At 32.9% G+C, this 12,582-nt stretch carries 12 protein-coding genes and 1 tRNA gene; 7 read left to right on the top strand and 6 right to left on the bottom strand.

What is annotated here, in order from left to right; translation table 11 throughout:
• Positions 1-284: 284 nt before the first annotated feature.
• The 6 genes from IW18_RS19620 to IW18_RS19595 all read left to right on the top strand — a co-directional run bounded on the left by IW18_RS19620 (position 285) and on the right by IW18_RS19595 (position 6,592).
• A complete protein-coding gene (locus tag IW18_RS19620) occupies positions 285-1,070 on the top strand; it encodes a tetratricopeptide repeat protein (protein WP_041519874.1) in 786 nt (261 codons plus the stop codon).
• A gap of 87 nt (positions 1,071-1,157) precedes the next feature.
• Positions 1,158-1,730, top strand: a complete 573-nt coding sequence (ribH, locus tag IW18_RS19615) for a 6,7-dimethyl-8-ribityllumazine synthase (RefSeq protein ID WP_041519873.1) — start codon at positions 1,158-1,160, stop codon at positions 1,728-1,730.
• Between the two features lie 220 nt (positions 1,731-1,950).
• Complete coding sequence (gene mutL / locus IW18_RS19610) at positions 1,951-3,873, top strand: DNA mismatch repair endonuclease MutL (RefSeq protein ID WP_041519872.1); 1,923 nt, start codon at positions 1,951-1,953, stop codon at positions 3,871-3,873.
• Positions 3,870-4,619: a rhomboid family intramembrane serine protease gene (locus IW18_RS19605; RefSeq protein WP_084607999.1), complete on the top strand. Its 750-nt coding sequence runs from the start codon at positions 3,870-3,872 to the stop codon at positions 4,617-4,619. The genes mutL and IW18_RS19605 overlap by 4 nt, the downstream gene beginning before the upstream one ends.
• Before the next feature lie 44 nt (positions 4,620-4,663).
• Positions 4,664-5,527 (top strand): rhomboid family intramembrane serine protease, encoded by an 864-nt coding sequence (locus IW18_RS19600; RefSeq protein WP_041519871.1) that lies wholly within the window; start codon positions 4,664-4,666, stop codon positions 5,525-5,527.
• A 48-nt stretch (positions 5,528-5,575) separates the two neighbouring features.
• Entirely contained in the window at positions 5,576-6,592 is a 1,017-nt protein-coding gene (locus IW18_RS19595; RefSeq protein WP_089081914.1) for an endonuclease/exonuclease/phosphatase family protein, read from the top strand.
• 114 nt (positions 6,593-6,706) lie between these two features.
• Here IW18_RS19595 and IW18_RS19590 read toward each other — a convergent pair whose 3' ends face one another.
• The 6 genes from IW18_RS19590 to IW18_RS19565 all read right to left on the bottom strand — a co-directional run bounded on the left by IW18_RS19590 (position 6,707) and on the right by IW18_RS19565 (position 12,020).
• Complete coding sequence (locus tag IW18_RS19590) at positions 6,707-7,321, bottom strand: WbqC family protein (protein ID WP_041519869.1); 615 nt, start codon at positions 7,319-7,321, stop codon at positions 6,707-6,709.
• A gap of 98 nt (positions 7,322-7,419) precedes the next feature.
• Positions 7,420-8,973 (bottom strand): signal peptidase I, encoded by a 1,554-nt coding sequence (gene lepB, locus IW18_RS19585; RefSeq protein ID WP_041519868.1) that lies wholly within the window; start codon positions 8,971-8,973, stop codon positions 7,420-7,422.
• A 63-nt stretch (positions 8,974-9,036) separates the two neighbouring features.
• Positions 9,037-9,738 carry a 4-hydroxy-tetrahydrodipicolinate reductase gene (gene dapB, locus IW18_RS19580; RefSeq protein WP_041519867.1) on the bottom strand — a complete coding sequence of 234 codons (702 nt, stop codon included), beginning with the start codon at positions 9,736-9,738 and terminating at the stop codon, positions 9,037-9,039.
• Between the two features lie 37 nt (positions 9,739-9,775).
• Positions 9,776-10,345 carry a DUF5683 domain-containing protein gene (locus IW18_RS19575; RefSeq protein ID WP_041519866.1) on the bottom strand — a complete coding sequence of 190 codons (570 nt, stop codon included), beginning with the start codon at positions 10,343-10,345 and terminating at the stop codon, positions 9,776-9,778.
• Positions 10,345-11,247, bottom strand: a complete 903-nt coding sequence (locus tag IW18_RS19570) for a ParB/RepB/Spo0J family partition protein (RefSeq protein ID WP_041519865.1) — start codon at positions 11,245-11,247, stop codon at positions 10,345-10,347. The genes IW18_RS19575 and IW18_RS19570 overlap by 1 nt, the downstream gene beginning before the upstream one ends.
• 5 nt (positions 11,248-11,252) lie before the next feature.
• Complete coding sequence (locus IW18_RS19565; RefSeq protein WP_041519864.1) at positions 11,253-12,020, bottom strand: ParA family protein; 768 nt, start codon at positions 12,018-12,020, stop codon at positions 11,253-11,255.
• A gap of 333 nt (positions 12,021-12,353) precedes the next feature.
• On the opposite strand from IW18_RS19565, the gene IW18_RS19560 reads away from it, so the two are divergent.
• A tRNA-Pro gene (locus tag IW18_RS19560) sits at positions 12,354-12,428 on the top strand.
• The last annotated feature ends 154 nt before the right edge of the window (positions 12,429-12,582 follow it).

Genomic DNA, 12,582 nt, shown 5'->3' with positions numbered 1-12,582 from the left:
TTCAATAAATGCTTAATATGCGAGAATCTGTAAAATCTGTGGCTAAAAATTACTTTTTCATGATTAAGAACTTTGAGTTAAGTAAGAAATATTTAAGATTCAAATTATTGAAAATTATTGCTATAACAGGTTTTTGTAGTGTTTAAATATGAATTGTTTTCTCTGAATTTAGATTGAAGATGCTATTTAGAGCGTTATTTTTTTTAAAATAGTGATAAAATTGATTTTTTTTACCTCAGTTTCAATAAAAATTTTATTTTTGCCGTTCACTAAATTAATTTTAAATGGCTACTTACAATAAAAGAGGATATAAAGCACCAAAGGAGAAGGAAGTTAAAGAAGAAGTTGTGAATGAAGAACAACAAGTAATTCTTGATGGGAAGAACAGTAAAACAGCTGAGGTTTTTTCTAAATTAGATGAAACTGCTTCAAAAACTGAGGATTGGGTTGCTAAAAATCAAAAAATCATTATTGGTTTAGTTGCTGGTATTGCAGTTGCTACTATTGGATATTTGGCTTACCAAAAATTTATTGAAGCTCCTAAACAAGACGAAGCTGCAAGCGAAATGTTTGTTGCTCAACAAAATTTTGACAAAGCGACAAATGGTGTAGCAAGTGATTCATTGTACAAATTGGCTTTGAACGGTTCTGAAGGTAAATTCGGATTCGTTAAAATTGCTGATGAGTATTCTGGAACAGATGCAGGAAACTTAGCGAACTATTATGCAGGTATTGCTTCATTGAATATTGGAAAATATGATGATGCTATTAAATACTTAGGTAACTTTAAATCTAAAGATGCGATAGTTGGAGCTTTGGCAATTGGTGCAACGGGAGATGCTTATTCTCAAAAAAACCAACAAAAAGAAGCTTTAGATTATTATGTTAAAGCTGCTAATTTTAATAAAAATGATTTTACAACACCTCGTTTCTTGTTAAAAGCTGGTAAAACTGCTTTAGCTTTAGGTCAAAAAGAGGATGCTTTAAAATACTTAACAGATATTAAAGAAAACTTCGATGCAACTCCAGAAGCAGCTTCTGTTGATGTATTGATTGGATTAGCACAATAAAAACCCTGAATTTTAAATTTAAGATTGTAGATTTGTATTTCAGAATCTGAAATCTAAAGTCTAATATCTAAAATCTAAAATATACAGATGGCTACTGAAAATAAAAACTTATCAGAATACGATAAAAACACGATCCCAAATGCGAAAGACTTTCGATTTGGGATTGTTGTTTCTGAGTGGAATGAAACTATAACTGAAGGGCTTTACAATGGTGCTTTCGACGCCTTAATTGATTGTGAAGTTCCTGCTCAACAAATTATTCGTTGGAATGTTCCAGGAAGTTTTGAGTTGATCTACGGTGCAAAAAAAATGTTGCAAACGCAAAATGTAGATGCAGTTATTGTTATTGGATGCGTTATTCAAGGCGAAACAAAGCACTTTGATTTTGTATGCGAAGGTGTTACACAGGGAATTAAAGATTTGAATGTTCAAACAGATATTCCGGTTATCTTTTGTGTATTAACAGATAACAACATGCAGCAGTCCATTGACAGAAGTGGAGGAGTTCACGGAAACAAAGGAACTGAGGCAGCAATTGCAGCAATCAAAATGGCCTATATTCGTCAGCAAGCTTCAATTTCACACTCATTCAATCAACCATTGTTATCTTCAGGAGCAATTCAAATCGAAGAAACTCCAATAACGATCGAAAAAGAATAAAACACAATTGTTTTAAAATACTAAAACCTATACTGTGTATAAATAGTATAGGTTTTTTGTTTTTTTTATGACGCCACTTATTTAAAAAGCCAACGGAAATTCATTAAATTTGTAGACTTTGGTTTTTAAAAATCATAAATTAATTAATAATATTATCCTGAGATTTTTACAGACGAAGTCTGATGAGAATTGAAGGACAACCTTTAACCCAAATTTCTTAATGTCGAGTATCATTCAATTACTTCCTGATCACGTTGCTAATCAAATTGCTGCCGGAGAGGTGGTTCAAAGACCAGCTTCAGTTGTAAAAGAGCTGTTGGAAAACGCCGTTGATGCGAGTGCGACGGATATTAAATTGATTATAAAAGATGCTGGAAAATCATTAGTTCAAGTTATTGATAATGGTAAAGGAATGAGTGTAACCGATGCGCGTTTGTGTTTTGAACGTCATGCGACATCAAAAATTCGTCAGGCCGAAGATTTATTTTCACTTCATACAAAAGGTTTCCGTGGAGAAGCATTGGCTTCTATTGCTGCAATTGCACACATGGAAATGAAAACCAAACAAGATCAGGATGAACTTGGAACGCATATTGTTATCGAGGGAAGTAAATTTGTATCGCAGGAAGTAGCTGTTTTACCAAAAGGAACCTCATTTGCGGTTAAAAACTTGTTTTTTAATATTCCGGCTCGTCGTAACTTTTTAAAATCAGATACGGTTGAATTTCGTCATGTTATGGATGAGTTTCAGCGAGTGGCATTGGCGCATCCAAATATTCATTTTACTTTTTACCATAATGGCAGCGAAATGTATAATTTGCCAGCTGCTGGATATCGTCAGCGTATAGTTGGGATAATGTCTGGTAAAACCAATGAAAAATTGGTTCCTGTAAACGAAGATACTGAGATTATAAATGTTCAGGGATTTGTGTGTAAGCCGGAATTTGCAAAGAAAAACAGAGGAGAACAATTCTTCTTTGTAAACGATCGTTTCATTAAAAGTGGTTATTTGCATCATGCGGTAATGGCAGCTTATGATGGTCTTTTAAAAGATGGTTCACAGCCAAGTTACTTTTTGTACTTAACAGTTCCGCCAAATACAATCGATATTAATATTCATCCAACTAAAACAGAAATTAAGTTTGATGATGAACAAGCTTTATATGCTATTTTAAGAGCTTCGATTAAACACAGTTTGGGACAATTTAATGTTTCTCCCGTTCTTGATTTTGATCGTGATGCCAATTTAGATACACCATATCATTATAAGGATTTAGAAGCTGAAACACCAACTATTCAGGTAGATGGAACTTTTAATCCGTTTACAGATGACAAAACCAATCAGCATTATTCTAAATCTAATTCGGGTTCTGGCTCAGGATCTGGTTCAAGTTCAAGTTTTAGTTCCGGCTCAGGATCAAGTTCATATCCTAGTTATAATAAACGAGTAGAACCAACTGCAAGTTGGGAAAGCTTATATGTAGGTTTGGATACAGAAACTATTGAGAGTTCGCCTTTTACTTTTGAAAATGAAGAAGTAACTTCGTCTTTATTTAATGATAATGAAATCGAACAGGCGAGTCAGGGAACATACCAAATTCATAAAAAATATATTGTTTCGCCAATAAAGTCAGGAATGGTAATTGTCGATCAACAACGCGCACATCAGCGTATTTTGTATGAACAATTTTTGCTGAATATGACCGTAAATCAAGCTTCGAGTCAACAATTGTTGTTTCCGCTGAATTTGTTTTATTCGTCTGGCGAAATGGAATTAATCGAAGAATTGAAACCTTCACTAGAAACAACTGGTTTTGTTTTTGATGAAGCGCAAACAGATCATATTATAATTTCTGGAATTCCGGTAAATATTACCGAGAGTGAAGTTTCGCTTGTAATTGAACAATTATTGAGCGATTTGCAAGACGGAATTCCGGCTAGTAGTTATAGTCAAAATGATACAATTGCCAAATCGATGGCAAAAAGTTTAGCGGTTAAAACAGGGTCTTATTTAACCGAAAAAGAACAAGATAATTTGGTAAACGGTTTGTTTGCCTGCAAAGACCCAAATATTTCACCTTTTCAAAAACCAACTTTCATCACAATGCGTGTGGAAGATATTGATAAAAAGTTTGCCTTATGATGAATATGACTCCCGTAGTAAAACAATTGTTGATAATCAATATTATATTTTTTCTTGGTTCGCAATTAGTGCCAGTTTCTTATGAATATTTGGCTATGTTTTTTCCGGAAAATCCAAATTTTAAAATTTGGCAGCCAATCACGCATATGTTTATGCATGGCGGATTTATGCATATAGCTTTTAATATGTTTGCAATGGTATCTTTTGGGTCTGCGTTGGAGCATTTTTGGGGAGGAAAAAAGTTCTTATTTTTTTATATATCATGTGGTTTAGGTTCTGCGTTGCTTCATACATTAGTAAATTACTATTCTTTTCAAGATGTAATGAGTACTTTGATGGCAAATGGATTTCAGAAACAAGAAATTTTGAAGCTTTTGGCAGAAGGTAAAATCGATACCAGATGGCAGAATTTAGTTTCTGTTTCAGAATTTAGTGGTTTTACAGATGCTTATCTTGGAACCGTTGTTGGGGCTTCTGGTGCAATTTATGGATTGCTTACAGCTTTTGCTTTTATGTTTCCAAATGCTGAATTGGCTTTGATGTTTATTCCTGTTCCAATTAAAGCTAAATATTTTGTTCCTGGAATTCTTGCGATAGATTTGTTTTTAGGTTTCAAAGGAAGTTCTTTATTTGGAAGTGGTGGTACTGGAATTGCACACTTTGCTCATATTGGAGGAGCATTAACAGGATATTTGATGATGTTGTATTGGAAAAAAAATCAGTTTAATAAAAATCGTTGGAATTAATTTTTAATTTTAATATCGAAAAATAATAACCAAAAGAAGCTATTATGAATATTCTTGACGATTTAAAACTACAATATAAATTAGGTGGCATTGCTATGCGTGTTATCTATTGGAACATTGCATGTTTCTTGATTTCACTAGTGTTTTTTTATCAGTATTCTGGTGGTGGCTTTGATTATCCAAATTGGTTGGCATTATCGTCAGATCCGCAGGTTTTTATGTTCAAGCCTTGGACACTTTTAACTTATGCTTTCTTTCACGGATCATTTTTGCATTTGTTTTTTAATATGATTGTGTTGAATTTTGCAAGTCAATTATTTTTAACTTTTTTTACGCAAAAACAATATTTAGGAGTTTATATTCTTGGTACTATTTTTTCGGGAATAATATTTACTTTAAGTTATTATGTTTTAAATATTTCGGCTCCAATTGTGGGAGCTTCTGCTGCAATTATGGCTGTTTTAGCAGCTGTAACTACCTATCAGCCTTTAATGGGAGTTCGCTTAATGTTTGTTGGAAGTGTTAAGCTTTGGCATGTTACTGCAGTAATTTTAATTCTGGATTTAATGCAGCTTCGCTTAGATAATACGGGCGGACATATTTCGCATTTAGCTGGAGCTTTGTTTGGGTTTATCTACATGAAATCGCTTCAAAACGGAACCGATTTAAGTGTTATAATTTCAAAAATATTAGATTTCTTTACTAATCTATTCAAAAAATCACCTTCGACCCCTTTTACAAAAGTTCATAAGAATTATAAAAAACCTACAGAAAAAGTTACATCAAGAATTGTTACGAAAGATAAAACGCAACAGCAAATCGATGAAATTTTAGATAAAATTAGCCAGTCTGGCTACGATTGTCTAACAAAAGAAGAAAAAGAGTTTTTATTTAAAGCTGGAAAATAATCCTTTTAGCCAACAAATATGAAAAACCTTTCGTGGTTTAATAAAATAATGTTCTTTTTGAATATAGTGCTAACTGTATTGACTTTTAGTATTTATATTTTACCATTTCTGGCACCAAAGAGTTTTCCGCTTTTATCGGTATTGACGCTCTTTATGCCGGCTTTTTTTGTTATGAATGGCCTGTTCTTTGTTTATTGGGCAATTCAGTTTAAAAAGCGCCTTATTTTATCTGGTTTGGTATTGTTAATGGGAATTACTTTTATCAGTAAGTTTTACAAATTTTCGGCAAAAGAATATGTTCATGACGAGAAAGATTTCTCTGTAATGAGTTATAATGTGCGTCTTTTTAATGTTTTTAAATGGTTGGATCGCGATGATATACCATCAAATATAAAAGCATTTATTGACGAGAAAGATCCTGATATTTTATGCATTCAAGAGTATTCAAATTCAGCACATCTTGATTTAAAAGTATATCCGCATCGCTATATTTTTATTGATGGAAAGCAAATTAAAACGGGTCAGGCTATTTTTTCAAAATTTCCAATTATAAACGAAGGGAATATTATCTTTCCTAAATCAGACAATAATGTAATTTATGCAGATATAAAACGTGGTAAAGATGTTATTCGTGTTTATAATATGCACTTGCAGTCTATTAAAATATCTCCTGATGTTAGTGAAATTTCCAATAATATTGATAATGTAAATCAGAAGAAATCACAGCTTATTTATGGTAGAATAAGTAAAGGATTTAGGCAACAGCAAGAGCAGGCTGAAATGTTTAAAGAGAATATTAAACAATGTAAAAATCCGATTATTATTTGCGGAGATATGAATAATAGTCCGTTTTCTTATGTGTATCGAAGCATAAAAGGAAAGTTAAAAGATGCCTTTGAAGAAGCGGGAGAAGGTTTTGGCGCAACTTATAAATTCCGATATTATCCAGCCAGAATCGATTATATTTTTACAGATAGTAAAATGAAAGTGAAAGAGTTTGAAAGCTTTCCTGATTTCGAAAATTCAGATCATTATCCAATTATGACAAGACTTTCGATAGAATAAAAAAAAGCTTCTGTTTGGAATATTTATAAAAGAAAAGGACTTAGATTTTAATGAAATTCTAAGTCCTTTTTTTATGTCTAATACGAAAAACGCGTTTCTTATAATCGGAATATTTTATATTACTTTCTGGCTTTTTAAATAGTCCATTGCGAATTTACCTTCGTTGAAAAGTAAATCTAAAACGCTTAAATTATTGATAAAACCATGTTTGTCATCAAAAACCTGAGTGTATTTTTCGAACGAATTGGTATCTTTTTTTCCGTTTGCCAAAGCTCTGAAATCTGTAACGTTTTCTGTTTCAGGAAAATATTCAGTGGTTTTTCCAAATTCCAATTTCATACGCAAACATTTCGTTACAACATCTAAAACCTCCATGTTTAAATCCATCAAAAAGGTATGTTGTTTTTCGAAAATAGGACGAATATCATCTTCAAAAAATTCGAAAAAAGGGGAGCTTCTGTAGCCTGCTTCTAATGATTTAAAGTGTTGTTTTTGCCAGTCGAATTCATTTTCAATCAAGACATCTTTTGTTTTTTGATGATTTGTTTTTGAATGTTTAACGGGTATGTTTAGTAATTGAATTCCGTTTGGACTATAAATATACGTACGATTTCTATTGGTTTGTTTCTGAAAATTATCCTCCATTTCAAAAGTGATATTTTCAGATTGAGCCATAACCGCAAAGTGGCTAATAGACGGAAAATAGGTAGGAAGTAATAAAGAGTTCATAGTTTGTCTAAAGTTTTAAAGTCAAAAGTCCAAAGTCACAAAAACAAGTTTTAAGCTTGACTTTATGACTTTAGACTTTTAAACGTTTGACTAATTTATTATGCTTTGTTTTCTTTTCTTTTTCTCCAGAAATATTCTCCAACAAAATAGGCTGCAAGAATGAATAAGAAATATTTAAAGTACGACTGAGGTTGTCCTTCACCGTCAACAGTGGTGAAAACTCTGCTCCAGCGAATTTTATTAATTCCTTTTCCGTTAGTGTCCCAGCTTAGCCAAATGAAAACTGGTTTTCCTACAATATGATTTTCCGGAACATATCCCCAATAACGACTATCTTCAGAGTTGTGACGGTTGTCTCCCATCATCCAGTAATAGTTTTGTTTGAAGGTGTATGTTGTTGTTGGTTTTCCGTTTATTAAAAATTTAGAACCGTCTAATTGCAAAGTGTTTCCTTCGTAATTAGTGATGATTTCTTTGTAAAAAGGTAGAGAAGTATTGGTTAAAGCAACTGTTTTTCCTGCTTCCGGAATGTAAATTGGACCAAAATTATCCTGACTCCATTTGTTAATGTGAGGGAAAATAGCATTGTCATTTCCTCTGTCGATTTCTCTTTTAACCGCAGTAATTCCAGGTGTGTTTTTTAAGCGCTCTGCACTGGCTTCTGTTAAAGCTCTAAAATAAAGAGTATCTCTTTTTTCAGTTCTGAAACCTGCAGGATCTGTTATGTCTAATTCTTTGAATAATCTTTCAAAATCAATATTTGTTTTTCCGTCTAATGCAACAGAATAAGAATATTGAGGTTTTGCTCTTTCAGGTAAAATTAGTTTTTTTCCGTTAATGAAAACATATCCGTCAACAACAGATAAGCTATCACCAGGAATACCAACGCATCTTTTTACGTAATTTGATCTTTTGTCAATTGGTTTGATTACTCCAGGTCTTCCTTTTGGCTCGTAGAAATAATGAACTGTATCTACCGGCCAGTTAAAAACGACAATATCAGATCGTTTTATTTTTTCCATAGCAGGTAATCTAAAGTAAGGCAATTGTGGCCAGCTTAAATATGATTTGCGTTTTGTAAACGGAATTGAGTCATGAACCATTGGCAATGCAATAGTTGTCATTGGAACTCTAGGGCCATAGTTTACTTTGCTTACAAATAAGAAATCACCAATTAACAATGATTTTTCTAAAGATGAAGTAGGTATTGTATAAGGTTGTACCACATAAGTATGTACTAATGTCGCCACAATAACAGCAAAAAGTAATGAGCTAATAGTATCAGCAGTTTTGTTTGTTGGTGTTAATGAACGGTTGGCGTTGTATTCTAATTTTTGAGTATAGTTTACATAATAGATGTAAAAACCTAAAGTAAAAATCCCTAAAATAGTATCTAAAGTTGATTTTTTGCCAAATGTTCTTAAAGTTTCTACCCAAACAACCGGAAACATAATTAGGTTGATAATTGGAATGAAAAGTAATAATGTCCACCAAGTTGGGCGATTAATTATTTTCATTAAAACAATCGAATTATAAACTGGAATCGCAGCTTCCCAAGTTTTTCTTCCCGCTGCCTGATACAGTTTCCATGTTCCTATAAAATGAATAACTTGTACAGCTAAGAAAAATACAAACCAAAGATATAGTGTCATAATATTTTGTTTAGAGTTTAAAGTTTAAGGTTGTTGAATGGTAAGCCTTAAAATTAAATCAGTTTATTTTAAATTTAATACGTCTTTCATGCTGTAAATTCCTTTTTTTCCGGCAAGCCATTCAGCAGCAATTACAGCTCCAAGTGCAAAACCTTCGCGATTGTGAGCAGTATGTTTTAATTCGATACTATCGACATTTGAATCATAAGTTACAGTGTGTGTTCCGGGAACATCACCAATTCTTTTTGCTTCAATATGAATCTCGTTGTTTTTTGCCTGATCTAAAGTCCAATTAGCGTAATTACTATTTTCAATAACACCTTTTGCTAAAGAAATAGCTGTTCCACTAGGAGCATCAAGTTTTTGAGTATGATGAATTTCTTCCATCGTCACTTTGTAAGAGTCAAATTGAGCCATTATTTTAGCTAAATATTCATTTAATTCAAAGAAAATATTTACACCTAAACTAAAGTTTGAACTAGAAATAAATCCACCTTGTTTTTCGTTGCAAAGTTTTACCATTTCGTCATAATGTTCCAACCATCCCGTTGTTCCTGAAACTACCGGAACATTAGCATGGAAACAATTTGAGATATTGTCAACGGCTGCAGTTGGAATACTGAAATCTATAGCGACATCAGCTGTTGAAAGTCCATCGTAAGTGTTGGATTCGTCTTTTTTTAAAACAATTTCATGACCTCTTTCTAAAGCAATTCTTTCGATTACTTTACCCATTTTTCCGTATCCTAAAAGCGCAATTTTCATTTTGTGTATATTTTTGAATTTAAATAGCAAAGGCTATCTAAAAGTGGTAATTAAAAGTTAGTCCAACGTTTGGTTTAAAAGTTATTGCGTCAGGATAAACTTCCGGACGTAGCGATAATCTTTCGTTTACGTTAAATTGAATTAACGCTGCATCAACATTGGCATCGATAATGTTTAAGGCGTAAAAGCCGACAACAAATAGTAGGGATAAATCTCGGTTTCTTTGGTAGAATTTTTGACCAGCAATAAGTCTGCTGTCGTCTAGAAAATCGTACTTCCCACCAGTTCCTGGGCCATAACCTTCGAGTCTTCGTTTGTATTCGTCTCGATAATCATGGTATTTTTTATTGTTGTCTATGTAAAAGTATAAACTCGTACCAATTGCTCCGTATACTAACGGAATTTTCCAGTACTTTTTATTGTAGGCCTGACCTAAACCGGGTAAAATAGCCGAATAAAAAGCTGCTTTTGCTGGTGTAAGAGGGTCTATTTCTTGTAATTTGCTAGTGTCTTTAACAACCAAAACCGTGTCTTTTTTTGCCTGGGCAAAAAGAGAAACGGTTCCTATAAGAAAGAACAATAGACTTATGGGGACAATTTTATTCACTATCCGTTTATTAATTTTATAATTCTATTAAAGTCGGCTTCAGAATTAAAAGGAATTGTAATTTTTCCTTTTCCGTTGCCCGCGACTTTTACATCAACTTTCGCACCAAAATAATCATTGAAAGTGTTTTTTTGCGTTTCTTTAACCATAAATGACGAATCTGCTTTTGGCTTTCCTTCTGCTTTTGGTTTTAAACTTTCGTGATAATTTTTTACTAAAGCTTCAGTTTCACGAACAGATAAGTTTTGACTAACTATTGTTTGATAAATGTCTGTTTGAACATCTAAATCTTCAATATTGATAATTGCTCTACCATGTCCCATGCTGATAAAACCGTCACGTATACCTGTTTGGATAATTGGATCTAGTTTTAAAAGACGTAAATAGTTGGCAATTGTAGAACGTTTTTTTCCAACGCGATCACTCATTTGTTCCTGAGTTAATTGAATTTCATCAATTAAACGTTGGTAAGAAAGTGCAATCTCAATAGGATCTAAATCATGACGTTGAATGTTTTCAACCAATGCCATAACCAATGATTCGTTATCATTTGCAATACGGATATAGGCAGGAACATGTGTTAATCCTACTAGAGTTGAAGCACGTAAACGACGTTCTCCAGAAATTAATTGGTATTTGTTGAAATCTAATTTTCGAACAGTAATAGGTTGAATCACACCAAGTTCTTTTATAGAAGTGGCTAATTCGCGTAACGATTCTTCATTAAAATTACTTCTTGGTTGAAACGGATTTATTTCGATAGCACTTATTTCAAGCTCAATAATATTTCCAACAACCTTGTCAGCATTTTTGTCTTCTACTGATGTAATGTCATTTTCCGGATCTTTTAATAATGCTGATAATCCTCTTCCTAAGGCTTGTTTTTTAATTGCTTTTGTCATAAAAACTATTTGCTGTTTTTCTTTATAATTTCTTGAGCTAAATTGATGTAATTAACAGCTCCTTTGCTCGTTGCGTCGTAATTAATAATGCTTTCTCCAAAACTTGGAGCCTCGCTTAATTTTACATTTCGCTGAATAACAGTATCAAAAACCATATCGTTAAAGTGTTTTTGAACCTCTTCTACAACCTGATTTGATAAACGTAATCTTGAATCGTACATGGTTAATAACAATCCTTCGATATCAAGATCTGGGTTGTGTATTTTTTGAATACTTTTTATAGTGTTCAATAATTTTCCTAATCCTTCAAGTGCAAAATATTCACATTGAATAGGAATAACTACAGAGTCAGCAGCTGTTAAAGCGTTCAAAGTTAACAAGCCTAATGAAGGTGCACAGTCGATTATGATATAATCATAATCATCTTTTACACTTTCTAATGCTTTTTTAAGCATATACTCTCTGTTTTCTTTATCAACCAATTCGATTTCGATGGCAACAAGGTCAATGTGAGCAGGTATCACGTCCACATTTGGAGCAGTGCATTTTAAAATAGCTTCTTTTGGTGTTATACTGTGTTCCAGGATTTGATAAGTTCCAGCTTCAACTGATTCTACGTCAATACCAAGACCAGATGTAGCATTGGCTTGAGGATCAGCATCGATTAAAAGTACTTTCTTTTCTAAAACACCTAATGAGGCTGCAAGATTTACTGATGTAGTAGTCTTTCCAACGCCTCCTTTTTGATTAGCAATCGCAATGATTTTGCCCATTTATTTTCTGAATTTTGAACCGTAAAAATACAATTATTTATGGTTTCTGAAAATCTATTTTGTTAACATTTACTAAACCTCCGTAAGCCTTTGTTCTATGCGTGTTTTGATGGATTTATTTTTATTAAGATGAAGATTTTAAGTGAAAGGCTAAAGTGTTTAATTACCATTTTGGCCAAGGGAAAGCAAATATTAAATTTGAATCTATATACTATAAGGTTTTTTAGATCTTCAATTTTTGAGGACGTTAGGTTCTTCTGAAATAAAAAAAGCTCTTAATTTTTTAAATTGTTTTGGATAAGTAAAAAATAGTTCTATCTTTGCACCCGCTTACGGGGTGTAGCGTAGCCCGGTTATCGCGCCTGCTTTGGGAGCAGGAGGCCGCAGGTTCGAATCCTGCCACCCCGACAAAAGTCTTTTCATTTACTTGGAGAGACTTTTTTTTTGGCATAAACTGAAAGCTAAAATTCTAGTATAGAACGATTATCACGTCCCGATTTTTAATCGGGAAGTCCGCAGGTTCGAATCCTGCCACCCCGACAAAAGTCTTTTCATTTACTTG

Origin of the sequence: Flavobacterium hibernum, from assembly GCF_000832125.1 — a bacterium.
GTDB classification, from domain to species: domain Bacteria; phylum Bacteroidota; class Bacteroidia; order Flavobacteriales; family Flavobacteriaceae; genus Flavobacterium; species Flavobacterium hibernum.
Note: the sequence above shows the minus strand (reverse complement) of the source record. Positions and strands in the feature narration are given on the sequence as shown.